We start from the raw sequence: 26,575 nt of genomic DNA, 5'->3' as shown, positions 1-26,575 counted from the left end.
TTGCGGAATTGTTATGTTACCCAAATGTGACAGAAAGGGGGTTTTGCTTGACTTGTTTAAGTTCTGAACGAATGTGTTTGTGATTTATAAAACACTCTATGCAGTCATAATTCTTCAAAATGGTACATTGATTCCTTCGTGGGGGGAAATTAAAATGGGAATGAGGAAAGTAGAAGGAGGTATTGACATGAGTCATATTATAGAAAAGTACGCAAATGAGATCGAATTCATCGATTTGAAAGTGGTTGATATTCACGGGCGATTGAGACATGTCATGCTACCAGGGGACCGACTCACTGAGTCCCTTTTTACGGAAGGTGTTGGTTTTGATGCTTCTAATTTTGGCTTCGCTGCAGTGGAATCGAGTGATATGATAATGATTCCTGATCCAGAGACCGCTTTCATTGACCCATTTTACACCGAAAAGACTCTTTCGTTCTTCTGCGACGTATATCGTGTTGATTCACTGGAGCCATTCCCACAATATCCGAGAAATTTATTAAGAACAACCGTGGAAAAACTTAAAGAAGTACATGCTTCGGATGCAATGATGGCGCCTGAACTTGAGTTTCATATTTTTGAAGGTCTGAGTTATGAAGTTAGTGCGAATAGGGTATATTATGAGGTTGATGTTTCCGAAGGATTTTGGAGGAGTTCAGAATTCTCGAATCAAAACGTTGTGGGAAGAAAGATGGGTTATCATAGAACGCCACCGGCGGACATTTTTGCCAATTTTCGAAATGAAGTAGTTAAAATACTATTGAAAATAGGTGTACCTGTGAAATATCACCACCATGAGGTCAGTTCCGCACAACACGAAATAGAGCTGTTGTTCCAGAATGCTTTAAAAGCAGCTGATTCCATTCTTCTTACAAAATATGTCATACGCAACACAGCTTCTAGATACGGGCTGGTTGTGACTTTTATGCCTAAGCCAATTTATGAAGAAGCAGGGAATGGCATGCACGTCCATCAGTTTTTGGTTGATGAGAATGGTAAAAACCTATTTTCTGGCAACGATTATGGTGGATTAAGCACCTTTGCCTTTCAGTATATTGCTGGGGTACTTGAACATAGCCTTACGGGGTCTCTTCTGGCTTTTACGAATCCTTCAGCGAATTCTTTTAAAAGGCTCGTTCCGGGTTTTGAAGCCCCTGTGTGTGCTGCTTTTGCCAGAGCAAATAGGAGTGCGGCTGTGAGGATACCAGGATACGTAAAGAATCCGGACAAAGTTCGAATAGAATTTAGAACTATGGATGCCACCTGTAATCCTTATTATGCACTCTCTGCTATTCTACTGGCAGGTATAGACGGCATCAAGAAGAAGCTTGATCCAAAAGAAATGGGGTTTGGTCCCCTTGAAAAGAATGTTTATCTGATGTCTTACAAGGAAAAAGAGAGCATAAAGTTTTTTCCGACGAATTTGAACGCCACGCTTAACGGACTGAAAAAAGATAATGAATATTTGAAAGGTATTTTTGACGAAAAATTGATTGCTAACTGGTATACTCTAAAGCAGGAAGAAGCGAGATACGTGAACAGCGTACCATCCCCTGCGGAGTATCAGTTGTATTTCGATCTGTGATGGGCGAAGCCATGGTTTTAACTTGACATATCCCCGTTGTAGTGGTAAATTTTATTTGCGGGCCGAGGTGGTGGAATTGGCAGACGCGGCGGACTCAAAATCCGCTGGGGTTGAGAGCCCCGTGCGGGTTCGACTCCCGCCCTCGGCACCAGAGGAAGGCTTTGCCTTCCTCTTTATTTTATGGAGGTGTAACCGTTGAATTTTCTTGGTTTCGAAATTTCAGAACTCGACATCGAAGGAAACGCGAGAAAGCTCATTGAGGGAATAAAGCGGGGAAAGCGTTATTTTGTGTTGACTATAAACAGTTTAATAGTGTATGAGATATTCCAGAAACCAGAATATGCAAAAGCCGTGAAAAATGTGAATTATGTTGTTCCCGATGGCATAGGTGTAATAAAGATGATAAAGCTGTTTAAGAAGAAGAAACTACAAAGAGTTCCAGGGATAGAATTAATGATAAAACTCTGTGAACTTGCTGAAAGCGAAGGACTCGAGGTTTTTCTCCTCGGTTCAAAGGAAGAAGTTGTTAAAAAAACTGCAATAAACCTATCGGAAAAATTTCCATTATTGAAAATTGTTGGGACTCATCATGGCTTTTTTACAGAAGATGAAAATGATAGAATTGTAATGGAAATTAATCAAACGAATGCCAAACTTCTTTTTGTAGCGATGGGGGTTCCGAAACAAGAAATGTGGATTTCGAAAAATTTTGAATCGCTAGATGTCTCTTTAGCTATGGGTGTTGGTGGTTCCTTTGATGTCATCGCAGAGAAGATAAAGAGAGCTCCAAATTGGATGCAGAAAGCTGGCCTGGAATGGCTTTATAGAATCGTTAGGGAACCCCGCAAAAGAATGAAAATCTTGCCCAGGCTGTTTAAGTTTATTTTTTATGTGTTCAAGTACGCTTTTTCCCACGAAAGGGGTGATTAACTTGGTGATCACAAACGTGGCGATATTCACAAATGATCCGGAAAATCCTTTTATATCAAGGGGTTACGTGGAAATCCATGGCAAAATTATAAGGAAAGTAGGTACAATGGAAGAATATAAAGGCTCGAAAGATGAAGTATTCGATGGGTCTGATGCGATTTTAATACCTGGACTGGTGAATGCTCACTTCAGTTTATACAATTCTGTTTATAATTTGGCGCTGAGAAAAAATCTTGAAGGAATCGTGGGAACAGATTATCTGGAACGCCTAGTGCGTTACTTTAAAGAGCTGAAATGGGACGAACTCGAGGTGTATTCAATCGAAGTTGGAGTGCTTCTTTCACAGATCAATGGGATCACTACAATTTTTGGTCCCATATTTGATTCTGAGACGACTAGTCCGGATACAATCATGCAAATAGCAGAAAAGTACGGAGTCAGACTAGTTACTGGTCCTGTAATTTATAAAGAAAATTTGGATAAGATCGTTGAAAAATGGAAGAATGCCAGTAGGAGTGAACTGTTTTATCCTGTCGTTTACATCACTGAACTGCCTGAATATTCTGAGAGAGAATTGAAAAAACTTACCAGCCTTATCGTTTCTGGAATAGATGTTATCCTTGTAGTCTTCGATATGCACTCCGATGATACACGTTGTCTTTCCCTTTATGGGGAACATCTGATTGACAGACTATTGAATAATGGCTTGATGGTTCCAAACGCCGGTATAGCTTATGCTGGAAATATGAGTGAAACAGATATGGATATCATTGCAAGTAAGCAGATGTTCGTAATAAAGTCTCTAAGAACAGAGCTATTTGCAGGAACTTTCAAGTCAAACATTGCTGACTTTCTTGGGCGAGGAATGAATGTCTGCCTTGGCTCTGGTCTTATAGATACCGATCTTCTTGGCGAAGCGCGTGGACTCATACTTTCCGAACGTCATTTTAAAGGGTTTGACCTAAAAGTCATCGACTATGAATTGAAGAAAACACTCTTTGATAATAACTACAAACTTGCTGAGAAGTTTTTTAAGAAAGGACTTGGAAAAATAAAACCTGGATATGAAGCGGATTTGGCTCTGTTTAAGCCTAGAAGCCCATTTTCATTTATTGAAAAAGAAAAGGAGTCTCTCTCTGCGTTTATAGTTGATCTGTCTAACAATTACTATGTTAGTGACGTCTGGAATGCTGGCGAAAGAATGATTGAGTCTGGTAACCACACTAGAGTCACGCGGGAGTACCTCGAGAAGATACGTAACAGGCTAAACGAGATTTTATGACATAAGTAGTTTAATCGATTTCATCATGTCTTTTCTTAACGTCAATAGCGTGTCTAATGGCCATGGCACGCTTTTCTCCAATTCCTTCAACTTCTTTCAGTTCTTCAGAAGAGCTATCTAGAAGCTTTGAAAGAGATCCAAAGCGTTTTCCAATGTTCAGAGCAACCTGCAGAGGGATCTTTGGAATCTTTCTTATAAATCTGATTCCTCTTGAGTAAAGGGACATTTCCATAGTCTGTGCAGTTGAGGATACTTCATATCCTAGAATTTTGGCCAGATAAACATAGTTTGACATTTCACGTTCTGACAGCGAGAACAGTTTCTCAGTGAGTTTATCAACCTTTTCAGCATCAGGTATTTTACTGGAAAAGTCAAGAATAAGGTTCTCAATTTCCTCCGTGACACCACCCAAGATCTCTTCAAATTGCATCTTTGGAATATCACCATAGTTTCCAAGCTCTGCAAGGGTCATCACTTCGTCTTTATAGATTCTTAGTATCATCAATCCTTTATGCAGCGTTTTGATAACATCGTAAAGGGTTAGAACGGAGGAAGTTTCAAGCACGTCTATCTCTTCAAGTCCTTTATCAAAAGCCTGTCTATACTGAGCCACAGTTCCAACGGCCTGATTTATTCTGGGAATGAGTAGTTCGAGGGATCTTAATACATGGCTGTAATCATCAAAAAAGAGACTTATCGTTCTTTTTCTCTTGGAAATTGCTACCAGCATTTTCCCGGTCTGTCGGGCCATTCTCTCAGCAGTCCTATGACGCATGCCTGTTTGTGAAGAAGGAATAGAAGGATCGGGAACAAGCTGGACGTTAGCTGCTATGATTTTGTTTAGTCCTTCATCTACAACTATTGCTCCATCCATTTTGGCGAGTTCGTAAAGCTTATTTGGATTGAAATCACAGTTGAGCATGAATCCTAGTTGCATGAGAGATTTATACTTCTCAAAGTCATCTACAAAAAATATCAAAGCTCCGGTGTTAGCTGATACGATCTGGTCGAGTGCAAACCTCAAAGGGGTCCCCGGAGAAACTATTTTCAACTTCTCCAAGAATTCATAATGGTTCACGCCTTATCCCCCCTAAATATTTTACAAATTCTTTGACATTTTTGACGATTTCCCCACCATCAGGAGAGAAAATATAGGAAAACTTTGAATTCTTCAGTCTATCAATTCGTCTATCTGAAAAAATTACCGGTCTTATTGAACCATCAAGCCCGATTTCTCCAAAAGCCGCAAAACCTTTTGGAAGAGATTCATCAAAAAAGGACGAGACAATTGACGCAACAATTGCCAGATCTGCACCAGGGTCACTTAACTGGATTCCGCCTGCAACATTTACATATATATCCATGCTGTCGAGCGGAATTCCAGCTCTTCGGGTCAATACCGCAGCAATTAGCAAGATACGATCCAATGGAACACCGTTGCTAAGTTTTCTTGGGGTTCCATAAAGTGGCTTCGAAACAAGGGATTGAATCTCGACGAGAAATGTTTTAGAACCTTCTACAACTGCAGTGATAACATTGCCTGGGGCAGGTATATAGTCCTCTACAAATATCGTTGAAAGATCGCTTATCTCTTTCAAACCCAATGAGGTCATTTCTAGAACAGCGATTTCATCCGAAGGGCCAAACCTGTTTTTGGTTGTTCTAAGGAATCTGTAACCCGTTTTGCTTGCTTCGAAGTAAAGTACAGTGTCGACGAGGTGTTCTACAAGCTTTGGACCGGCTATTTGGCCCCCTTTTGTGACATGACCGACGATAAAAATGGGTACATCGGTCTTTTTCGCAAGGGAAACGATGTAATTGGCACACTCCCTAACTTGAACCACGCTCCCAGGAAGCGATGGAACTTCTGGAAGTTTCAATGTCTGTAATGAATCAAATATTATCATAGAAAAACGTTGAACATCTAGTGATTTCAAGAAGGAAAGATCACCGGTAGTAGCAATGCTTACCCGTTTTTCGGGTATGCCCAGTCTTTCAGCTCTTAATTTTATCTGTCTATCGGATTCCTCGCCTGATACATACAGTACGTCCTTATCGCTAGCTACAAGCGCGGCGATTTGAAGCATGAGTGTGGACTTACCTATGCCCGGTTCACCACTGACCAAAACAACACTTCCAGGCACCACCCCTCCGCCAAGGACCCGGTCAATTTCAGTCATACCGGTGCTGAACCTCATATGTTCATCGGTAAGTACGTCAGCTAAAGCTCTGGGGGTCACAGTGTCAATAGTACTTACATCTTCTGTTTCGATTGACATCTTCACCGCAGTGTTCCATTCACCACACATAGGACAGCGCCCAAACCATGCAGGCGCTTCATATCCACAAGAGTCGCATACATATGCCTGTTTTTTTCTCATGTGCCAGCCTTAACCTCAGCTTTTTTCTTCGTGGTTCTCCTGAAAACAATCTTTTCATCCTGAGAAATCGCAGTTATAGTATCTCCTTCTTTGAAACGTCTTTTCAATAATTCTTCGGAGAGGGGGTCTTCTATGTACCGTTGTATGGCCCTCCTCAGGGGTCGCGCACCGTAAACCGGATCGAAGCCTTTTGATACAAGAAAGTCCTGAGCGGCTTCAGATATGATAAGCTCCATTCCTTTTTCTTTCAAGCGTTTTCGCATGTCGCGCATAAGAATTTCGATGATTTCCTTTATTTGCTCCCTTGTCAGCTGATGGAATACAACTATTTCATCAAGCCGATTCAGGAATTCTGGACGGAAAGTTCTTTTCACTTCCTCAAGAACGGAAGTCTTCATCGATTCATATTCTTTTTCTTCGACACCAGAAGCGTCTACAAAACCAATAGAGGTTTTCGTTTTGTTGATGAACTCGCCTCCAAGATTGCTCGTCATGATGATAATACTGTTTCTAAAGTCCACATGACGCCCCTGAGAATCGGTTAGATGGCCATCATCCATTATCTGGAGAAGAAGGTTGAATATATCTGGATGTGCCTTTTCAATCTCATCAAAAAGAACTACAGAGAAAGGTCTTTTCCTTACTCTCTCAGTGAGGGTACCACCTTCATCATAGCCAACATACCCTGGAGGCGCGCCTATGAGCCTTGATACCGAAAACCGTTCCATGTACTCAGACATATCGAAGCGAATCAAGGCTCTGTCGTCACCAAATAGATACTCAGCCAGTGCCTTTGCCAATTCAGTTTTCCCAACGCCTGTTGGTCCTAAAAACAGGAACGTTCCTATCGGCCTTCGAGGGTCTTTCAATCCACTTCTTGCCCTCCTGATCGCTCGTGCAACAGCAGTGATAGCTTCATCTTGGCCAACAATTCTGTTATGCAGCGCACTTTCGAGGGAAAGGAGTTTTTCACTGTCAGATTCTTCAAGTTTCTTCAATGGAATGCCTGTCCAGTTTGAAACTATCTCTGCTATATCATCCTCTCCAATTTCGACGAATTCAGAATCAACTTTTTCGCGCCACTTTGAGTATTCTTCTTTATAGAACTCATAGAGCTCCTTTTCTTTTTGTTTCAAAGTGGCAGCAACTTCGTAATCCTGCTCGGTTGCAGCCTTTTCACGTTCCATACGCAATTGCTCGAGTTCTTTTTGCATCATTTTGAGTCTTTCAGGGAGTGTAAGTTTTTTCAACCTGGCTCTGGATCCGATTTCATCGATGATATCTATGGCTTTATCAGGCAGGAATCTGTCGCTGACATATCTATGTGAGAGTACAACAGCTGCCTCCAGAGCCTTATCCGAATAATGCACCTTATGGTGAGCTTCGTATTTGTGACGTATACCTTTGAGGATATCAATCGTTTGCTCAACTGTTGGTTCGCTTACATAGATTTTTTGGAAACGACGCTCAAGAGCTGCATCTTTCTCAATATATTTTCTATATTCATCCGGAGTAGTCGAACCAATACAGCGTATTTCACCACTGGCTAACGCTGGTTTCAGAATATTTGCTGCATCGACAGCGCCTTCAGCAGAACCTGCGCCCACTATTGTATGAAGTTCATCTATAAACAGAATTATGTCTCTGTTGTCTCTTATAACATTAATGAGCTTCTTCAAACGTTTTTCGAATTCCCCTCTATATTTCGTGCCAGCGATGAGAGCGGCAACATCAAGGGCAAATATCACTTTTCCCCTTAGGTTTTCAGGTACTTCATCGTTCACGATCATTTGAGCCAGGCCTTCCACAATGGCGGTCTTCCCCACTCCTGGATCGCCAATTAAAACAGGATTGTTCTTCTTTCTACGTGAGAGCACTTCCATCAACCTCTGGCGCTCAATTTCTCTACCAATTATTGGGTCAAGTTTGCCATCGCGGGCAAGTCTGGTAAGATCCGTTCCAAAACCGTCCAGTTGTTTCAAAGCCATAGTCAGGCTCGATTCCTGCTGGGCTTTACCAAAGAAGATACCCGTGCCATTCTGTTCTTCCCAGTCACTAGCAATATTCTCGATTATTTCACGTCTCAGTTTACCGAGGTTTATCCCCATCTGCTTCAAGATATGAGCAGCAATACCTTCGCCTTCGCGTATGATGCCCAACATTATGTGTTCAACGTCAATTTTTTCCTCACCAAGCATTTTTGATTCGTCATTGGCAAGTTCAATTACCTTTCTCGCTCGGGGAGTCATCTGGGGTGATCCTACCACTGATTGATGTACATTTGTTCCCACCATGGTCATTACTTCCCGTAGAACACGGTCGTAGGTTATGGAATATTTTTTCATAATTTGTGTGGTTGCTCCACGATCTATTTTCAGTATTGCCAGTAATAAATGTTCGGTTCCAACGTAAGGATGCCCCAGACTACGAGCCTCATCCTGTGCTGTTACAAAAACCTGTGCCGCACCCTCAGAAAATTTATCGAAATACATTTCATATCACCTCCATATTAACGAGCCCTTTTCCTGAAAAATACCTCGAATATTTTGACAATTTCGCTGTGAATCAGTTCAATATCATTCAATCCATTGAGCACTTTCACTCTTTCAGGTTCGGCCTTTGCAATTTCAAGATAACCTTCTCTTACTCTTCTGAAAAAATCTAAACTTTCCATTTCTATTTTATCATTTTTTTCTTGAGCCTGCTTCCGTTTTGCGGCTTCTTCCAAAGGGACATCGATTAAAAAAGTTAGATCAGGAACAAGTCCACCAGTTGCCAGGTTGTTAAGCCTTCTTACCATCTCAATATCCAGACCTCTCCCGAACCCTTGATATGCAAGGGAGGAGTCTAAAAACCTATCAGCAACAACGATTTTATCTTCTTTCAGTGCGGGCATTATAATTTCACGAACTATTTGACTTCTCGATGCCATGAAAAGCAATAATTCCGTTTCAGGAAAGAGTTTATATTCTAAATGAAGTAGAATGCTTCTGATGTCCTCACCAGCTTTTGTTCCACCTGGCTCTCGGATGAGTAAAAACTCTTTCTTCATTTTTTTGAGGTATTCAATGAACAATGTGACCTGGGTTGATTTTCCGGAACCGTCGACACCTTCAAAAGAAATAAACATCATTCTTCCTCCTCGTTAAGAACTAAAGGTGGCTCTATAATCAACTCAGAACTCGAGTTTTTTCTACCTGAAACGAGAGTTAACCGGGCCTGTTTTTTTGTGTTTCCATAGATCGGCATTAATCTGTGAATACCGAATCCTTCTATTTCAAGGATATTTATCCAGCGAATGAGATCCCTTGGATGAAGTAGAAAATAAAATATTCCTTTATTTTTGAGCATTTTTCTAGCAGTTTTAATAAACCCTTCGGCCTGTTTTTTTTCAAGTCTTCTCCAACTATTTCTTGAGGCAACAGGGCTGATTCTGCCCCCGTGTAGAAAGTGTGGTGGGTTAGAAACAACCATATCAAAGGTTCCTGGTACCAAGAATCTATCCGCATCTTCAACAGAACAATTCAAAAATCTAACTTGTCTATCCAATCCGTTCATGTGAGCATTTTTTTCAGCCAGTTTTACAAGAGCTTCGGATTTTTCGATGCCTATTACTTCGCAACCATATTTATATGCCAGAAAAATCGATACAGCCCCGCTTCCACTACCAAGTTCTAGTATTTTTTTTGTGTTCTTCGGAGCGAATGAATAAAGAGCGAGGATCACTGTGGCGTGATTTGTCCTTCCTTCAGGCAAACTCTGATCAAACGACAGACCCATAATTGGAGAGGAATCGAACCTTCTCATCATTCAATCACCACTGTGAAAAAAAATCTCTGATGTATCGTCTTTTTCAATATGTAACTTTTCTTTCAATTTATCGGATAGAATAACTCTGGAAAAACTGTCTAAACTTATTTTTTGGTTATCCTTGGGTTTTACGCTTTCGAGATATAATTCTGATGCGTTGCTGATGGAGCTTTGAACAGCGTAAAAAACACAGTTGTAAAAACTGGCATGACTCGAGTTGGTTATTTGTAATTCATTGGCTGAAAATTCGGTTCCAAATACTTTTATTTCGCTGTTTGTTATAATTCCTTTCCTTAACTCGAAACGAGAATTGAGCACAATGGCTCTTCTTACATTAGCAACTTCAAGACCATTCAGAAGTTCAGTATTATACAGGTAAAGCTCATCAGAATCATCTATCTTCAATGTCTCTCTTATATTAGAGTTATACACCTGAACAGTCGAGGCTTTTAAATGTACTTCGGAATCAATTTCGCAATTTTCCAGCACAACCACGGAACCTTCGTTTACAACAAGCTTGACATTGTTAAAATCTACGTTTCTGGCGATCAAAGTACCGTTCTTCCCTACGTACAACGTGGCAGGACTTCCGGATGAGGAGATGTTAACCTTTCCCCTACGACCATCAATTTCAAGCACACCGTTGACAAGAAGCACGCTCTTACGGGAGAGATATACGTTTGTAGTAGATTCTATCCTCAAAAGGGTGCCAGACTTTACGGCAATATTTCCCTGAAAACTATAAGAACCTCCTGAAGGCAAAGTTACGTCTTTTCCATAGAGGGATATGATGTAGTTGGAAGTAACTCGCCTTGATTGTTCAAGTTTGGCAAAAACAGGAACTGAGGGTAAAAAACTAATCTCTCCACCTTCTGGAGCTATTCTGTAAATATCTCCGGTTTCACTGATGTACTTTGATGGTATTCTCACCGAACCATTGGAATTCACTTCGATGATGTCAGACCACTTGCCGTTTTGCATAATCTGAATAACGGCGTTTTGAATGGGTTCAGGCAGTGACCAGGAGGCCTTTCTGAAAGTTCCACCTTCTTCTATATAAAGTTCCGCGATTTCGTCCCGCAGATTTTTTTCAACCATAATTCGAAAAGAGGCTTCACTGGATAGACCCATTTGGTCCACAACTTTTACATGGATAAGATGTTCTCCACTAGGTATTTCATATAGTGGGAACAGAGCTGTTCCATCAAACAACAGTGGTATTTTCCCATCGACACTGGCTTCGATTACCAATTTTGAAGGGACTGTCCAGTCATCATGAAACTCTGCCGGTATTTTTCCACCAGAATAGTTTGCGGGTAGCTTTAAATCAAAAGAAGGCTTCTCGTTAACAGAGAAATTGACATTCAGTTTGATGGGTAGAGACATTACTCCATCTTTTCTCACGCTATAACAATAAATCGGAGTTTCAAGGGATTGATTTACAGGGATCAAGAAAAATCCATTTTCACTATGATAAACGATTTTACCCGCTTTCACTAAGTAATCGTTGATTGATTCTGACTGACTCTTTAGAGAGAGCACAACATTCCCATCTCGAATACTGAATTGGTTTATAGCCGGAGCTTCGGGTTTTGATTTATAAACCCTCACGACAGTTGAAACAGGAGTAGAAACAAACCTCCTACCTGCAAAAAGGGTAAAATACAGGGTTGTTGTTCCTTCTCTGTCAACATAAAACTGCCCCTTCTCAGTCTTGAGGACGATGCCATCCCTCGTATTTTCTGGAACCCGATCGATAGAAACGAGTATTTGAGGTTTCTTTCTCTCTGAACCAGTGATGCTAATAGAGTAAGTACATTTAGTTGCTTCAAAAGACATACTGTCGATGTGCAGACTATAATCTGATAAGTAATTACATGCACTAATAAAAAGAAATGGGATGAAAAGTACCCACAGTAATTTTTTTATAATAATCCCTCCCATAGAAGGATATCATAATACGCCAATAATCACCACACAAAAGCCGGGACAACCCCGGCAAAAACAGTTGATATCGCGTATTGCAAGTATCCATTATCGTGATATTCGAGGAGTCTCCTCTTTAAATTCTGTCTTTTTCAAAAGTGCATTGGTGTTCATACTTCCAGCACTAAGTTTTTACCCATTCGAGGATCACCTCTTTATCGATGGTTGCCAGGGCAATATGATTATCAGCCGCTCCGTAGTAAATATAGTATTTTCCTTCATGTTCGACCATTGCATCTGAAAACACAACGTTAGGAACGCCGCCGAAGATTTCCCATTCCATCTCCGGTTCCAGAATCGGTTCTTCACTTCGCTTTAAGACTTTTCGCGGGTCATTTAGGTCAAGAAGCATAAAGCCAAGCCTGTAAGTTGGTCTGGCTGTATTTTCTACACCGTGGTAAAGTACTAGCCACCCCTCATCAAGCTTTATTGGGGGAGCTCCTACACCTATTTTTTTGTTATCCCAATAACCCTCGCGGGGTCCGGCGATTGAAATAAAATCATCCCAGTGAATCAGATCATCAGAAAAAGCCAGATATATATCGGGTTCTATCCTGTGAAACATGACGTACTTGCCGTTCACCTTCTCGGGAAAGAGAGCAGCGTCTTTATTGTTCACATCTGGGATCACTACTCCAAACCTTTCCCATCTTATAAAGTCTTCTGTAGCTGCCATTGATACTCTTACTCCATTTGGAGAATAAGCGGTGTAGAGCATGTAGATCTTTCCATCTACTTCTGTTAATCTTGGGTCTTCTACTCCGTATAGCTCCCATTGCGAAGCTGGCCCGTAAACAGGTGCTTCTAGCCTGTTAAATTTGATCCCGTCCGTGCTAATGGCATATCCAAATCTTGAGACCATATCATCTCCCTGGGCTCGATAAATCATATGGAACAATCCATTTCTCTTGATTACAGCACAATTGAAAACGTATCTGGATTCCCAAAGGTGATGAGGTTTTGGGGAAAGCAAGGGGTTCAAAAGACATCTCTTTAGTTTTAGGTTCATTTGAAAACCTCCTCGGATTTATTTTGATAACAAGATTTAGTTAAGATTATAGTGGATTTTTGTCAATAATAAAGTAATCTACTGTGATTCGAAGATCTCAATCAAGATGATGTTACCATGTCTTTTCGAAAGAGGTGATATGTTTTAAGTATTTTCTTTAGTAAATATATATGATATTTTCTTTAGTAAATATATATGACAGCTGATCAAATGGCACAATATTGCATATTATTATACAACACAAAACAAACCCCTTTTCCCTTACCCCCTGTGGCTGCTTTCCCGGCAGCCTTCTTTTTTGAAATGTTTCATCCATTTTGATATGATTTAGTTAGCGATGTACAAAGGAGCGATAGCATGGCTTACAAGATATTGAAGAAAAAAAGGTTGGCACCTGGGCTATACGATTTCCTCATTGAACATACTACCATTCCTCTTTATGCACGACCTGGCCAATTTCTGATCATACGTATAGACGAACGGGGAGAGCGAATTCCTATTACGATCGCGGGTGTTCAAGAGAATTCTGTGAGGATCATTGTCAAATGTGTGGGAAAGAGCACTTATAAACTCGCAATGATGAAAGAAGGAGAACATGTTCTCGATGTTGTAGGGCCGCTTGGTAACCCCAGTGAAATAGATTGCTACGGCAGAGTGTGCGTCATAGGTGGTGGTGTTGGCATTGCGCCCCTTCTACCTATAACAAAAGCTTTGAAAGGTGCGAGTAATCACATTACAGCGATTCTGGGTGCTGCGACAGCCGAGTTTCTCATTCTCGAAGAAGAGTTTCGAGAACTCTCGGATGAATTGATTATAACAACAGACGACGGCACAATTGGTAAGAAAGGGCTCGTGACGCACAGACTCGAAGAGCTCTTGAATGCCGGAGAGCGTTTTGACAGGATCTGGGCCATCGGGCCTACGGTAATGATGAAATTCGTTTCCGCGATAGCAACCAGACAAGAAATTCCTTGCTGGGTTTCCCTTAATCCGATCATGGTTGACGGCACAGGAATGTGTGGAGCCTGCAGGGTTGAAATTGACGGAAACATGAAATTTGCCTGTGTTGATGGCCCGGAATTTGACGGGCGTTTCGTTAATTGGAACGAACTCATCAAACGGCAGCACCAGTACAAAGAGCAGGAAAAAGCTGCACTAGAATTGTTCAAGAAAGAAGCGGGTGATCTCTCATGGCTTTGAAAAAGCGGGTTCCCATGCTGGAACAATCTCCAGAAGAGAGAATAAAGAACTTTTCTGAGGTTGCCCTCGGATACACCGAGGAATTGGCTTTATTGGAGGCCAATAGATGTCTTCAATGTCCTACTCACCCATGCATTTCAGGATGTCCCGTAGAGATCAACATTCCAGCTTTTATAAAAGCAATCTGCGAGAAGGACTATAAAAAGGGAATAGAAATATTAAAGGACACAAATAACCTTCCGGCTATTTGTGGACGAGTTTGTCCACAGGAAAAACAATGTGAAGCTCAATGCGTACTTGGGAAAGTGAAAGGCAACGACTCCGTTGCCATCGGTAGACTCGAGCGATTTCTTGCAGACCTCGATCTTTCATTGGAAATATCGAAACACAGGAGTGATACTGAGAATACAGGGAAGGTGGCCGTCATTGGAGCTGGGCCGGCCGGACTAACGGTTGCAGCTGATCTGGCCAGAATGGGCTATGAAGTCACCATATTTGAAGCTTTTCACCGGGCCGGTGGTGTGTTGATATACGGTATTCCAGAATTCAGGTTACCCAAAGATATCGTCGAAAAAGAAGTGAATTATGTGATATCCCTTGGTGTGAAGATCGAGTATAATCAGGTTATTGGAAGGACGATACCTTTCAGAAAGATCCGTCAGGATTTTGATGCCGTGTTTATCGGTATCGGTGCGGGAGCACCGAGGTTTATGGGAATACCAGGATCAAATTTGAATAATATCTATTCTGCAAGTGAATTTCTCACGCGGGTGAATCTACTCAAAGCGAATGAATTTCCGAAGTACGACACCCCTGTACGTATAGCTAACCGAGTCGTTGTAATAGGTGCAGGAAACGTCAGTATGGATGCAGCAAGAACCGCGCGAAGGCTTGGAGCTGAAGAAGTTCTGGTGATATATCGCAGAAGTGAAGCTGAGATGCCAGCAAGGCTCGAAGAATATCATCACGCCCTTCAAGAAGGAATTATCTTCCACTGGCTGACCCAGCCAGTGGAATACATAGGGGATATTAATAACAACGTGAAGGCCATGAAATGCATAAAAATGAAACTTGGGGTTCCGGATGAATCCGGTCGAAGAAGACCGATTCCAATTGATGGATCCGAGTTTATCGTGGAAACCAGTCTAGTCATAGAAGCCATCGGACAAAAGGCTAATTCAGTATTAAGAACCGGTTTTCCCGGTCTGAAGCTCAACAAGTGGGGGTACATAGAAGCAGACCCTGAGACAGGTGCAACGAATCTCGAAGGAGTCTTTGCTGGCGGTGATATCGTCACCGGTGCGGCAACGGTTATCGAAGCCATGGGAGCGGGGAAACGTGCTGCAAGAGCTATTGACAGTTATATTAGGTCATTAAAGCGGGCCTAATCATTTCCGGAAGCTTTTTCAAATTTCCAGGCAGCACGACCGTATATTTCCTCAAGGGAAAGTTCTCTTGAGACTATACTTTTACCAAAGACAACGTATGTTTTATACTGTTTGCCACCAATACGAGATGCGTTGGCAAGCATCACAGAGTTCTTCCAGCTGATGGACGAACCTTCTATGTGTTTGTATCCTCGGTTTTTTATATTTTCGAACGCCTTTACAAACATTGCTGCCGGTACTCCTTTATTTCGGAAATCTTCGGTGACAAACAGTATCGCGGCCCGTACTTTATCAATGCTTTTCTTTTCTGCCAATAGGCGAATCCAGCCAAAAGGGAAGAGTTTTCCCCTTATTTCTCTGATTAGATCATTGAAGTCCGGCAGGGCGACAAGAAAACCGATGGGGCGATTTCCTGAACGCGCAATGATGACCAGTTCAGGATCAGCAACTAACTTCATCGTTTTGGCCATTTCGTAGATCTCTTTAAAGCTCGGAGGCATTAGGTCTTCTTCCCAGTCAGGCATGGAATACACCATGACTTTGTAAAGATCTCTTGCTAGCTTTTTCATATCTGAAAAATCGGCATTTTCTACTCTGTAAGAAAAGCGTTTCATGGCAATTTTAGTAAGTTTTATTTCACGTTCAGAGATCGTCTTCTGCGGATCGTAGGAAAAAGCGTAGTATTTTAGATAAACACTAAAGTTCTTGAAGAATCTCCTGTAGTAAGGTGGGTTATAGGGCATAAGAATGGATGGAGGTTCTTCAAAGTTATCAATTAACAAGCCACGATAATCATCGCCGTTAGTTGGTGAAACCGGTCCTTTTAGATATACAGCCTCTTTTTCCAATGCCCATTTTTGTGCTTGCTTAAGAAGTAAATGAGCCACTTTTTCATTATCTATAGCCTCAAAGAGGGTGAAATAAGCATGTTTTACGCCTTTGGCACTGTTTAATACCTCATCTTTTCCCACGCATATACGCCCGACGACATTCTTACCGTCCAGTACGACAAAAAAATCATGCGGACCATTTTTGAGCAGTTGCGAACCTTTCCCACGGACGATCCTCTTCATTTCATGCCTAAATGGCGGAACCCATTGAGGGTAGTCCTTATATATCCCGAAGGGTAGATCAATAAACGCCCTTCGGGATTTGCTGTTGGTTACCCTGACTATTTTCATACAGTTCCCCGCTTCAAAGAATTTAATCGTATTTTATCATACTATCGATTAAAAACAGCAACCGCCGGGGTCAATGGTTGCGCGGGTAGTGTTTCTTGAGAGATCATAGTTCATAGATTTTTGAATACTTTTCACGAATATAATCGATAAAGTATGAGGGAGAAAGTTCCTCACCAGTAACGTTCTTGCACAGCTCTTCCGGCTTGAGCATTCTACCGTGTTTATGAATTTTTTCTTTTAGCCATTCTTTTAATGGAGCCAGATTGCCTTTCTCTATCAGGTGCTTCAGATCGGAAATATCTTTCTCTGCAGCACGGAAGAATTGCGCAGCATATAGGTTACCGAGCATATAAGAGGGGAAATATCCGATCATTCCACCAGCCCAGTGGACATCTTGTAAGACTCCTAGTGAGTCGTTTGGTGGAATAACTCCTAGATATTCAGCCATTTTTTCGTTCCATATTTTGGGAAGGTCTTTTACCTCGATTTCTCTGTTTATGAGAGCTTCTTCAATTTCAAATCTGAGCATAATATGAAGGTTATAAGTTACTTCATCCGCTTCGATTCTTATGAGCGAAGGTCGCACAAAATTGATGGCTTTATAGAATCGATCGAGGGAAACATTTCTAAATTGCTTCGGAAAGGTCTTCTGGATGTTTGGATAGAAGAATTTGAGGAATTCATAACTTCTCCCAACGATATTTTCCATCATCCTCGATTGCGATTCGTGAATACCCATGGAGGCACCATCGGCAAGAGGAGTCCATTTCAATTCCTGAGAAATTCCAAGCTCATAAAGGGCATGTCCACCCTCATGTATTGTCCCATACAATGATGGGGTAAATTCAGATGTTTCATATTTCGTTGTAACCCTTACATCATTATAACCGATGGTTATAGTAAAAGGATGCATCGTTTCATCGAGTCTTCCAGCTTTGAAATCATATCCAATAGCTTTCAATGCTTCTTTTGAAAGCTTCTCCTGTGTGCGCTTGCTGAACCTTCCTTTGAGAAAAGATCTATCAATATTTTCACTTTTAGTGGCTATTAGTCTGACAAAAGGTATGAGGTTGGCTTTGAGCTCTGCAATGATTTTTCTTAATTTTGATGCTGTCATGCCCGGCTCAAAGTTATCCAGGAGGGCATCGTATGGGTTCTCTTCATAACCGTAGAGTTTCACCATTTCCCTAATGATTTCAAGCAATTCTTCCAGATAGGGTCTAAAGGATTCGAAATCGTTTTTTTTCTTTGCAGTTTCCCAGACTGTTTCGCTTCTGGAGGCTGCAATAACATATTTCTGATAAAGTTCTGGTGGAATCGCTTTTGCCTTTTTATAATCATGTTTTACTACTTTGATCAGAGTACGATCTGTATCTGAAAGCGAATCGAAATTCTCTTTTTTGGAAAGACTCTCAAGCAATTCACCCATCTCAGTTGAGATGAGTTTTTTAAAAGAAAGGGTTGACAAGTATCCAACAGTCTCTGCTCTGGATTCAGCGCCTTTGGGAGGCATATATGTCCTATGATCCCAGTGCATCAAGGAAACGGCAGAATTGATCATAGAGATTTCTTTCAACAGTTCTTTTAGTTTTTCAAGTTCTTTCATCCCATCACCTCGTGTTCATTATAATTAGTTAGTATACCTAACCTTCCTGACCGCGCTTCTTTGAGAAAAGAATTACCACAAAAAGCGTCAAAAGATATGGCAGGCTTAAAAGAAGTTTCGGTGGAAAGTAGCTCGTTGTTTGGAGGATATTTGATAGTTCGAAAGTGAAACTCATTAACAAAGCCACCAATGCTGTCCAAAAAGGCTTTCCCTTGCTAAGGAATACTACAACAAGAGCAATCCACCCTCTACCTCCAGACATCTCACTGACAAAAGCTCCAAGGCTCAATGACAGAGAAGCACCTGCCAGCCCTGTCATAATACCACACAGGATGTACGAAAAAAACCTCATTTTGAATACGTTTATTCCTGAAGCATAGGTAGCACCTGGATTGTAACCAGTAGCCCTGAGCCTTAGCCCGAAGTTTGTTTTGGAGACCATCATGTACACTATCGGTATACAAACAAGCGCAGTTATATCGAAGAAGTTAAATCCAACTGATGTGTTTTCAACGAAAAACTTCAGTAAAGCATCAACCTTTGGAAAATCTGAAGTTATTATTGTTCCTTTACTTTTAAAAAAGAGAACCGCAATAAACCCCGTTATACCTGACGCAAAGAGGTTAGAAGCCAGTCCAACTATGAAAAGATTGGCCCTTAGTTTTTCTGAAAGAAGGATAATGATAACGTTTAAAATTACCGCTGCTCCAATACCCGTAATAATTCCTATCAGGGTATTAGATGAAAAGTATGTGCCAAAAAAGCTAAAAAAAGCGGAAATCAATATAGAACCTTCCAATCCAATATTAAGGGCTCCGGAAAGCTGAGTAAAAGCACCACCCAGTGAAGCCAGTAATATCGGAGTGCTAACAACAATGGTTTCCAGAAGGACTTTTAAACCCATTCCTTTCCCCTCCTGCCAGGGAGGAATCCTCTGAGTTCCTTCATAGTTATAAGGAAGAAAATGAGTGCCTGGATTATTCTTGAAATCTCAGGCGTAATATCCGCTTCAAAAGAAGCTACCTGAGCTCCCACATTGAGATATGAGAATAACAGAGCGGCAGGTAGAACAAGTAAGGGATTGTTTCTGGCGATCAAAGCGACCGCTATGCCATTCCAACCATATCCAGTGGAAAAACCACGGACAACTCTTCCATGTACCCCAAGTAAATCGATAAGCCCTGCGAGACCCGCGAGACCCCCGCTGATAAACATCGCAAATACCGAGAGTTTCCCGATACCTATTCCGCTATAGAATGCAAATTTCGGTGAACTGCCAGTAAGTTTCATGTAGTATCCTACATTTGTGTGTTTTAAAAGCAGCCATACAAGTGTTATAGTAATCAACGAGAAAAATATTCCAGTATGCAAATCAGACGGTGGGGCTATTTTTGTAAACAAAAGATTTTCAGGGATTCTTGGTGATGCAGCGAGTCCCGATTGAAAATCGTTGAAAGGGCCTTCGACAAGGTAGTCTGACAATATCACGAAGGCATTTCCAAGGAGAAGGGAACTTATAAGCTCGTTGGTGCCGTTTACTTTCTTCATAAGCCCTGAGAAGCCGGCAACCAAGCCACCGGTTAAGAACGAAAATATGAAAACCAATGAAAGAACCAGGAGTGTATGAAGGGAAGCAAGTTTTATTGCCACATAATTTCCAACGATAGCAGAAATATATACCTGCCCTTCCAGACCAAGATTGTAGTTTCCACTACCAAAAGCAACTGCTACTGCAAGTCCAGTGAAGACTAGAGGGATAGCACCGGTTATTATGTTGAGGAGAAAGTATGAACTTCTCAATGGTGATATGAAAAAGGCTGTTATCGCTTCATATGGAGAATTGCTGGTGACCAAAATTATAATGATGCCAGCAAGAAGTGAAATCCCAAGGGCGAACAACGTACTTAGTAGCCCCTCACGTGTTGGTTTCATGGTTAACTCCAGTGACTTCTCTTTCACTTTTATCACCTGAAATCATATACCTGCCTAAAATTTCTTTACTTACCGAATCGTCATTTATAGTTTGAAACACAATTCTTCCAGCTGACATTACCAATATCCTGTCTGCCACGTTTAGCACTTCATCTAAATCTGTTGAAACCATCAAAACGCTACCTCTGCTTTTAAACTCCAGAAGTAAGTTCTGAACTTCCGTTGCTGATTTAGTATCTAGACCTCTTGTGGGATCGGATACGAGCAGTAGTTTTGGGTTGTAAGCGAGTTCTCTCGAAATTATGAGCTTCTGAAGGTTTCCACCGGAGAGATATCGTACCGGAAGTGATAGCCCCGGAACAGATATTTCATTTTTTTGGATTCTTTCATATACTTGCGATGTGAGTTTCTGCCAATTTAATAATTTTATCCTCTGAGCATGAATATAGGGCATCACCATATTCTCAACAACAGTACATTTTAAGCAACAACCCATAGACGTTCTGTCAGATGGTACAAAAGCTATTTTCCGTTTTCGAAGTTCTTTTGGCTTCAAACCAGTAATATTTTCATCGAGAAATACAACAGTGCCTGAAATTATATCAACGAGTCCAAATATGGCGTGTATTAGTTCTTCCTGACCGTTTCCTGCAACTCCTGTTATTGCGACTATTTCACCTTTCCTGATGTCGAATGAAACTCCATTAACTCTTATGCCTGTTCTAACTGATCCAGCGCGGAGTTCTTTTATAGAGAGCAATATATTACCAGCAGAGGAGGTCCTGATGGGCTTCAACGAGGCGGTTTCTCCGATCATCAGGTGTGCAATTTCTTCTGTTGAAAGCTCGGAAGAATCGAATTCGCCAACTACCATACCCTTTCTTAAAACTGTTATCCTGTCAGCAATTTGTTTGATCTCTGGTAATTTGTGGCTGATGTATATAATAGTTTTGCCTTTCTCTTTTAATGAAACAAGGATTTTGAAAAGTTCATCGACTTCCTTTTCTGTCAAAACTGAGGTTGGTTCGTCAAGAATTAATATCTCGGGATCATGGATGAGTGCACGCAATATCTCAACATATTGCTTCTCGGCTACGCTCAAATTTCCTACATAAGCGAAGGGATCAACTGAAAGTCCATATTCTTTCTCCACAAACTTTACATAATTGAGAGCTTTCTTTTTGTTTAAAAAACCCAGAAAAGACGGTTCGATTCCTAGGATGATGTTTTCCAGAACGCTAAGTTCATCAACAAGCATAAAATGCTGATGAACCAGGGCGATACCCTTTTTATATGCCTCTTTCGGGGAAGAAAAATTCAATCTCTCACCGTTGAAGAATATCTCGCCACTGTCTTTGGGGATAAGACCGGCAATTATGCTGACAAGCGTGGATTTACCGGCGGCATTTTCGCCGATAAGCGCATGAATCATACCCTTTTTTACCACCATAGAAACATCTTTAAGGGCTTGAGTGTTGCTTTCTTTATATAGTTTGCTAACGCCTTCGATTAACAGAACGTCCTTTTTATGCATCATTTTTATTATAATCCATGCTGAAACAAAGTTTTTCTTAGAAGCAAAAAAAGGAGGCCTTCAAGGCCTCCTTTATCAAATTCAGTGGACTAGCGCGGGAATGAAAGGTTTGAATATCACAAGTTTCGTGCCTGCTTCTATTCTATCAGCACCTTTCAGAGAGGGGTTCATTTCAAGGAGCTCAGATACAGTGATGTCATACTTTTCCGCTATCTTGTTCAGGGTGTCGTTCCATCGAATCTCATAAATGTCGCCTACACCCACGGCCCAGTTACCGTCAACGGTCGGGCTAATAGTTTCGTGTTCCATTATGTAATCAGCTATCAATTCTGCTACTTCTAGCATCACTTCTCTTACCACTGGTTTTCCTTTGAACATGGAGTATCCGCCCCCGCCGCCGGCACGGTAATTGTTTAGGACTATTTCGTATTCTGCCTTCAGATCAATAGGTTCACCGTTAAATTTTAGCTCTATCACCCTCTCGCCAACGGGCTTGTTGACGGCAATCTTATATTCAATGCCTTCCCACATATCATAATTGTAATGTCTTGGCTTCGGATCAACCCAGCTTTTCGTAACGGTTACCTCATCATTTTCCAGTGTGAAGTACTCCGCACTCTTCTCTAGAGCTGCTTTGATATCAGCCCCCGTTACTTTGAGGACTTTAAGCGTGTTTGGGTAAATATATACTGCATTTATGTCTCTCAACGTAACAGGACCAGCTTTCCAGCCTTTTATTGAGTTATTGAAGAGGGCAACGGAAGATATGGGAGCACCACTCACTTCCATCTGTACCTTGTTTATGAATTCCATTAATGGGTTATCAGCTAGTCTCGCAACAAGCGGATCATCAATATAGAAATCACCTGTGGCGATACCAACAGGCTGAATCAGCCATTTTTGTACCTTATCTTCATAAGGTTGTGCAAGAGCCAGCACTTCGGGGTCTGCGTCAACTGTCTTTGCTGAGATCGTTGTAACTTCTTTGCTGGTTATTTCCCATTTATCGTCTGTCATTTCAAGAATAATGTCGACCTTTCCCACTGCTTTACCCCAGTTGCGGGGTTGTGAAACAACGACACCGTTTATCGTGGTCGCTATTTCTCTATGTTGGTGGCCGGTCAGAAGTACATCAATACCGGGAACTTCTTCGATCAACTGGTATCCCTGATTTTCGCCAGTCAGTTCTTCAGTTGGTTCACCTGTTTTCGGATCTTTTTCCAGACCACCGTGGTAACCTACCACCACAACATCTGCCACATCTCTAAGCATCGGAACGTATTTCTTTGCAACTTCTACCGGGTCTAAGAAGTCGAACATTTCGATGTGTTTTGGTTCTTCCCAATTAGGGATGAATTTTGTCGTCAAACCAAGGTATGCGACTGTGATGATGTTTTCTCCATCCGAAACGTTGAAAAGGATGTACGGTTTAAAATAGGGTTCGTCTGTTCCTTTCTTAACGATATTAGCGCTTATAAACGGAAAATTAGCCTCGGAAATGGCCTTCTCCAAAACAGCCATACCATAATTGAATTCATGGTTACCGAGTACAGAAGCTTTATACCCCATATGGTTCATAACCAGTACCATAGGATCAATCGGTTCATTGTCGATCTTTGCGTGGTAATATTCGAGCGGTGTGCCTTGAATTAGATCACCCGTATCTAAGATGACTGTCGCAGGATTCTCGGCGAGTGTGTTCTTTAAAATAGTGGAGACCTTCCCCAATCCAACGTAATACGGTGCATTTGTGGCGTAATTTATGGGGAAGATGTTGCCGTGCAGGTCACTGGTATGAAGGATCGTGAGATGAAACTGGACAGCGTAAAGGACAGAAAGGAGCAGTAATACCAGAAAAACCAAAAAAAGTTTTTTCATGAAAAGTACACCCCCTCATTTAGAGTATTTGGACATTATATTATACTCCTAAAAGGGTTATCTACAGAACGATGCTATGCTCTCTGTCCAAGCTGTGTGCTAACCATTATAGGGTCTTGAGTGTACTGTTAGCCATCTCGAATTTCTTCAACAGCGAAGAAAATTTGTTATCCTTTTCGAACTACCCGGCCATAAACCATTAAAATCAGCTGTGAAATGGTTCTTTCCTTTCCCATGCAAATATTTGGTTTGTATCATGAAAATAGTTCTCAGAACCGCATCGATTTTATCCTATACATTGGCAGTGTTAGGCGAATATGTTGTGCATGCGAAAGCACGACGGAACGTTATAGAATGTAAGTGGGAGGTGGAGCGATGAAGAAATTGATTATCAGAGGTGTTATCACCGCCGCGGTGAGTCTGGCTATCTGGATCATCATAAGTTTGGTAGTGGGTGGTACAGGATTTAACTCGACTTATCACCTAGAAAGTGTTGAAATCGAGCATAGAATAATGGATGATGGCACAATGGAAGTGCATGAAAAAATCAATTATCTCCTTGTTAAACCTTACAGAGGAATATACCGTGAAATCCCAACAGGCCGAACTAAATATAGTGACATAAAAGTCTGGACTGAGGGAATGAATTATACAAAAATCCAAAACTTCAGTACGGCCAACTCGCTCAAGTTAAAAGTCTGGCTTGTTCCTTTCAATGGTTCACCTAGGGAACCATCTGAAGGCGGAGATAGAGTAACGCTTCATATAACCTATAAAGTTCAAGAAGCTGTAGAAGAAGGATATGACGTGGCACAGCTCTTTTGGAAATATTGGGGTGAAGACTGGGAACAACCTGTGAAAAATTTGAAAGCTTCCTTCAGTTTTCCCGACTACGTGAACCCCATCAAAATATATACCCACCCTCCTGCGGACATCAAAAGGGAAAGTAATACATACTGGCTTCAGTGGAAAAAATTCCCTGCAAAGACTTTTGGGGAAGTGCGCATGGTGCTGCCAAAAGGTGTGTTCACAGTTTCAGATTCAGGTAGATACACACTTGAGGATATAGAAAAGATCGAAAATGATTATTCCAGAAAGGTGATGTTATGGAAGGTGAACCTTCCTCTCATCTTACTGGGGAGTAGCATTCTTATTTTGTTCTTGCTGTTTTACTTCATGGGTCGGGAACCCAGAATAGATTATAACGCCTTATATGAAAGGGAATTGCCAACAAACGACGGACCGGAATTTATAAACGCTGTCGTCAAGAACCTGTGCACAGGAGTCGATAATGATGGTCTCGGGGCTTGTATACTAAACCTCTACAGGAAAGGTTATTTAGACTTTAATGTGGATTCAAAAAAGGGAAGGATCGAAGGTATCATTTTAAAGAAACTATCAGGTGGTGACCTTTCCAGTGCCGAATTGCAACTCTTGCAGTTCTTTTCAAGATATGCCATCGATTTTGGTGATAGAAAGATTTTCGATTTCAGTGAACTCAAAAGCCGATTCAGAAAAAACCAGAAAGAAGCAAGACGATTCACACAGGAACTCAGAACGTGGAAAAGCTTTATAAAAGCTATGATAAAAGAAAGAAAATACCTTCTTAGTACCGGAGCTGGACTTTCCAAACTATATGCGCTGTTTTTAATGGCTTTTTCTTTGTTCGCGTTGTTCAATGTAGCGAATTCCTATGAAATCAATTTTCTTTTCCCTGTTGCAAGATATGTATATGGACTCTTTTGGGGCGTAGGGGCTGTAGTTCTGACTTTACCGGTCGATGTTTTTGGAAGATGGACAAAAAAGGGTAGGGAATACTATCTGAAATGGAAGAATTTCGAAAATTATTTGAAAGATTACTCCTTGCTATCAGAATATCCACCTTCTTCTGTCGTTCTCTGGGAAGAATACCTTGTTTATGCCACGGCTCTTGGAGTAGCTGATGAAGTAAGAAAACACATGAATAAAATCGTACCACAGGAGTTGTGGGAAAAAGAAGGCGGACACATGTATATGTACTACCCATATGGTTTACATGTTTCACGGGACTTCGGTAGCGTTGTATCTACCGCTTCTGCAGCCTCCTCTTCTAGTTCAAGTGGCAGTGGTGCCGGAGGCGTGGGTGGAGGTTCAGGCGGAGGAGGCGGCGGAGCGTTTTGAAAAAAAGGGGCCTGATGGCCCCTTTTTTGTTATTCGGCTGTGACGTAATTTTGATCCCAGACAAAGAGTTTATATCCGTAAGTCTGACCGACGACTCCCATGATCGTGTAAGTTGCATCAACTGTGAGCGCCGGCATATCAGAGTATTTGTAGACCGTGATAATTTCACCGCCATTGTCAAAAGTGTAGTGACTGTAGCCATCCAATCCCTTGTATACACCAGTGAATTGAACAAGTTTTGCGAAGAGGTCAGAAGTCAAAGTAGCACCGGCAGACAAAATAACAGGATCGGGTAAGTCAACATTGGATTCGATTAGTTCTACCATTCCACTCGCTACATCCGTGTCGATTCTGTATTCGAATGCGTCCGAATAATCCTTTCTATAGGGTGAGCCCACTATACGAATTCTATCTTGCGGGCTGAAGTCGTCATCCATGTCGAATTTGCTGGAATCCGTTTCGATCTTGATGCCGTTGTTGTTTTCGTCAACTACGTAAGCATAGTAACTGTAAGCGTAGGTTATAATACCTTCAGTCTCTACAAGAAAATTGCCGGTTGAAGTGGCGTCGTTGTCTTCAATCCACTGAATAATTTCTGGGATACTCATCACCGTGGATTTAAACCAATCGAACCATCCGGGACAACCTGCAAGCACTAACACCAGTGATGCTATCAACAATGGAAGAAGAACTTTCTTCATAAACCTGCACCC

The 26,575-nt window shown here is 41.5% G+C and carries 20 protein-coding genes and 1 tRNA gene; 7 read left to right on the top strand and 14 right to left on the bottom strand.

Annotation, left to right across the window (positions count from 1 at the left end; translation table 11 throughout):
* Positions 1 to 187: 187 nt before the first annotated feature.
* The 4 genes from glnA to IX53_RS02475 all read left to right on the top strand — a co-directional run bounded on the left by glnA (position 188) and on the right by IX53_RS02475 (position 3,797).
* On the top strand, positions 188 to 1,585 hold the full coding sequence (gene glnA, locus IX53_RS02490; RefSeq protein ID WP_047755382.1) for a type I glutamate--ammonia ligase: 1,398 nt from the start codon (positions 188 to 190) through the stop codon (positions 1,583 to 1,585).
* Positions 1,586 to 1,646: 61 nt separating this feature from the next.
* Positions 1,647 to 1,736 (top strand) — tRNA-Leu (locus IX53_RS02485).
* Between the two features lie 44 nt (positions 1,737 to 1,780).
* Entirely contained in the window at positions 1,781 to 2,515 is a 735-nt protein-coding gene (locus tag IX53_RS02480) for a WecB/TagA/CpsF family glycosyltransferase (protein ID WP_053001111.1), read from the top strand.
* Between the two features lies 1 nt (position 2,516).
* Positions 2,517 to 3,797, top strand: a complete 1,281-nt coding sequence (locus IX53_RS02475; RefSeq protein WP_047754009.1) for an amidohydrolase family protein — start codon at positions 2,517 to 2,519, stop codon at positions 3,795 to 3,797.
* Between the two features lie 10 nt (positions 3,798 to 3,807).
* On the opposite strand, the gene disA is transcribed toward IX53_RS02475, so the two are convergent.
* From disA to IX53_RS02440, 7 genes are all read right to left on the bottom strand, one after another.
* Complete coding sequence (disA, locus tag IX53_RS02470; RefSeq protein WP_047754008.1) at positions 3,808 to 4,875, bottom strand: DNA integrity scanning diadenylate cyclase DisA; 1,068 nt, start codon at positions 4,873 to 4,875, stop codon at positions 3,808 to 3,810.
* The gene (gene radA / locus IX53_RS02465) at positions 4,862 to 6,178 is read right to left on the bottom strand and encodes a DNA repair protein RadA (RefSeq protein ID WP_047754007.1); all 1,317 of its coding nucleotides are present in this window, start codon (positions 6,176 to 6,178) and stop codon (positions 4,862 to 4,864) included. The genes disA and radA overlap by 14 nt, the downstream gene beginning before the upstream one ends.
* Positions 6,175 to 8,670: an ATP-dependent Clp protease ATP-binding subunit gene (locus IX53_RS02460; protein WP_047754006.1), complete on the bottom strand. Its 2,496-nt coding sequence runs from the start codon at positions 8,668 to 8,670 to the stop codon at positions 6,175 to 6,177. The genes radA and IX53_RS02460 overlap by 4 nt, the downstream gene beginning before the upstream one ends.
* A 17-nt stretch (positions 8,671 to 8,687) precedes the next feature.
* Positions 8,688 to 9,308 carry a dTMP kinase gene (tmk, locus tag IX53_RS02455; protein WP_047754005.1) on the bottom strand — a complete coding sequence of 207 codons (621 nt, stop codon included), beginning with the start codon at positions 9,306 to 9,308 and terminating at the stop codon, positions 8,688 to 8,690.
* Positions 9,308 to 9,985 carry a tRNA1(Val) (adenine(37)-N6)-methyltransferase gene (locus IX53_RS02450; protein ID WP_169746181.1) on the bottom strand — a complete coding sequence of 226 codons (678 nt, stop codon included), beginning with the start codon at positions 9,983 to 9,985 and terminating at the stop codon, positions 9,308 to 9,310. Before IX53_RS02450 ends, tmk begins: the two co-directional genes overlap by 1 nt.
* Positions 9,986 to 9,988: 3 nt before the next feature.
* A complete protein-coding gene (locus IX53_RS02445; protein WP_156173089.1) occupies positions 9,989 to 11,827 on the bottom strand; it encodes a hypothetical protein in 1,839 nt (612 codons plus the stop codon).
* Between the two features lie 271 nt (positions 11,828 to 12,098).
* Positions 12,099 to 12,983 (bottom strand): glycoside hydrolase family 130 protein, encoded by an 885-nt coding sequence (locus tag IX53_RS02440; RefSeq protein WP_047754003.1) that lies wholly within the window; start codon positions 12,981 to 12,983, stop codon positions 12,099 to 12,101.
* Between the two features lie 357 nt (positions 12,984 to 13,340).
* Here IX53_RS02440 and IX53_RS02435 point away from each other — a divergent pair, with 357 nt between their 5' ends.
* Both IX53_RS02435 and gltA read left to right on the top strand, forming a co-directional pair.
* On the top strand, positions 13,341 to 14,183 hold the full coding sequence (locus tag IX53_RS02435; RefSeq protein WP_047754002.1) for a sulfide/dihydroorotate dehydrogenase-like FAD/NAD-binding protein: 843 nt from the start codon (positions 13,341 to 13,343) through the stop codon (positions 14,181 to 14,183).
* The gene (gene gltA / locus IX53_RS02430; protein WP_047754001.1) at positions 14,174 to 15,571 is read left to right on the top strand and encodes an NADPH-dependent glutamate synthase; all 1,398 of its coding nucleotides are present in this window, start codon (positions 14,174 to 14,176) and stop codon (positions 15,569 to 15,571) included. Before IX53_RS02435 ends, gltA begins: the two co-directional genes overlap by 10 nt.
* Here gltA and IX53_RS02425 read toward each other — a convergent pair.
* The 6 genes from IX53_RS02425 to IX53_RS02400 form a co-directional block, all read right to left on the bottom strand.
* On the bottom strand, positions 15,568 to 16,752 hold the full coding sequence (locus tag IX53_RS02425) for a hypothetical protein (RefSeq protein WP_047754000.1): 1,185 nt from the start codon (positions 16,750 to 16,752) through the stop codon (positions 15,568 to 15,570). The genes gltA and IX53_RS02425 overlap by 4 nt on opposite strands.
* A 103-nt stretch (positions 16,753 to 16,855) precedes the next feature.
* Positions 16,856 to 18,358 carry a carboxypeptidase M32 gene (locus IX53_RS02420; protein WP_047753999.1) on the bottom strand — a complete coding sequence of 501 codons (1,503 nt, stop codon included), beginning with the start codon at positions 18,356 to 18,358 and terminating at the stop codon, positions 16,856 to 16,858.
* A 37-nt stretch (positions 18,359 to 18,395) separates the two neighbouring features.
* Complete coding sequence (locus IX53_RS02415; RefSeq protein ID WP_047753998.1) at positions 18,396 to 19,262, bottom strand: ABC transporter permease; 867 nt, start codon at positions 19,260 to 19,262, stop codon at positions 18,396 to 18,398.
* On the bottom strand, positions 19,253 to 20,317 hold the full coding sequence (locus tag IX53_RS02410; RefSeq protein WP_245612747.1) for an ABC transporter permease: 1,065 nt from the start codon (positions 20,315 to 20,317) through the stop codon (positions 19,253 to 19,255). The genes IX53_RS02415 and IX53_RS02410 overlap by 10 nt, the downstream gene beginning before the upstream one ends.
* Positions 20,274 to 21,824 (bottom strand): ABC transporter ATP-binding protein, encoded by a 1,551-nt coding sequence (locus IX53_RS02405; protein WP_218916080.1) that lies wholly within the window; start codon positions 21,822 to 21,824, stop codon positions 20,274 to 20,276. Before IX53_RS02405 ends, IX53_RS02410 begins: the two co-directional genes overlap by 44 nt.
* A gap of 81 nt (positions 21,825 to 21,905) precedes the next feature.
* Entirely contained in the window at positions 21,906 to 23,702 is a 1,797-nt protein-coding gene (locus IX53_RS02400) for a 5'-nucleotidase C-terminal domain-containing protein (protein ID WP_047753995.1), read from the bottom strand.
* A 375-nt stretch (positions 23,703 to 24,077) separates the two neighbouring features.
* Between IX53_RS02400 and IX53_RS02395 the strand changes: the two genes are divergently transcribed.
* Positions 24,078 to 25,862 (top strand): DUF2207 domain-containing protein, encoded by a 1,785-nt coding sequence (locus IX53_RS02395; protein ID WP_047753994.1) that lies wholly within the window; start codon positions 24,078 to 24,080, stop codon positions 25,860 to 25,862.
* A 29-nt stretch (positions 25,863 to 25,891) separates the two neighbouring features.
* Here IX53_RS02395 and IX53_RS02390 read toward each other — a convergent pair whose 3' ends face one another.
* The gene (locus IX53_RS02390) at positions 25,892 to 26,563 is read right to left on the bottom strand and encodes a hypothetical protein (protein ID WP_047753993.1); all 672 of its coding nucleotides are present in this window, start codon (positions 26,561 to 26,563) and stop codon (positions 25,892 to 25,894) included.
* Between the last annotated feature and the right edge of the window lie 12 nt (positions 26,564 to 26,575).

Origin of the sequence: Kosmotoga pacifica, from assembly GCF_001027025.1 — a bacterium.
Classification (GTDB): domain Bacteria; phylum Thermotogota; class Thermotogae; order Petrotogales; family Kosmotogaceae; genus Kosmotoga_B; species Kosmotoga_B pacifica.
This window is presented reverse-complemented; position numbering and strand designations above follow the sequence as displayed.

Coding starts and splice junctions, on each gene's coding strand:
- IX53_RS02420 (WP_047753999.1), bottom strand. CDS start 18,358: ATGAAAGAACTTGAAAAACTAAAAGAACTGTTGAAAGAAATCTCTATG.
- IX53_RS02395 (WP_047753994.1), top strand. CDS start 24,078: ATGAAGAAATTGATTATCAGAGGTGTTATCACCGCCGCGGTGAGTCTG.
- IX53_RS02400 (WP_047753995.1), bottom strand. CDS start 23,702: ATGAAAAAACTTTTTTTGGTTTTTCTGGTATTACTGCTCCTTTCTGTC.
- IX53_RS02425 (WP_047754000.1), bottom strand. CDS start 16,752: ATGAAAATAGTCAGGGTAACCAACAGCAAATCCCGAAGGGCGTTTATT.
- gltA (WP_047754001.1), top strand. CDS start 14,174: ATGGCTTTGAAAAAGCGGGTTCCCATGCTGGAACAATCTCCAGAAGAG.
- IX53_RS02390 (WP_047753993.1), bottom strand. CDS start 26,563: ATGAAGAAAGTTCTTCTTCCATTGTTGATAGCATCACTGGTGTTAGTG.
- IX53_RS02405 (WP_218916080.1), bottom strand. CDS start 21,824: ATGCATAAAAAGGACGTTCTGTTAATCGAAGGCGTTAGCAAACTATAT.
- IX53_RS02415 (WP_047753998.1), bottom strand. CDS start 19,262: ATGGGTTTAAAAGTCCTTCTGGAAACCATTGTTGTTAGCACTCCGATA.
- IX53_RS02435 (WP_047754002.1), top strand. CDS start 13,341: ATGGCTTACAAGATATTGAAGAAAAAAAGGTTGGCACCTGGGCTATAC.
- IX53_RS02445 (WP_156173089.1), bottom strand. CDS start 11,827: ATGTCTTTTGAAGCAACTAAATGTACTTACTCTATTAGCATCACTGGT.
- radA (WP_047754007.1), bottom strand. CDS start 6,178: ATGAGAAAAAAACAGGCATATGTATGCGACTCTTGTGGATATGAAGCG.
- glnA (WP_047755382.1), top strand. CDS start 188: ATGAGTCATATTATAGAAAAGTACGCAAATGAGATCGAATTCATCGAT.
- IX53_RS02450 (WP_169746181.1), bottom strand. CDS start 9,985: ATGAGAAGGTTCGATTCCTCTCCAATTATGGGTCTGTCGTTTGATCAG.
- IX53_RS02440 (WP_047754003.1), bottom strand. CDS start 12,983: ATGAACCTAAAACTAAAGAGATGTCTTTTGAACCCCTTGCTTTCCCCA.
- IX53_RS02460 (WP_047754006.1), bottom strand. CDS start 8,670: ATGTATTTCGATAAATTTTCTGAGGGTGCGGCACAGGTTTTTGTAACA.
- tmk (WP_047754005.1), bottom strand. CDS start 9,308: ATGTTTATTTCTTTTGAAGGTGTCGACGGTTCCGGAAAATCAACCCAG.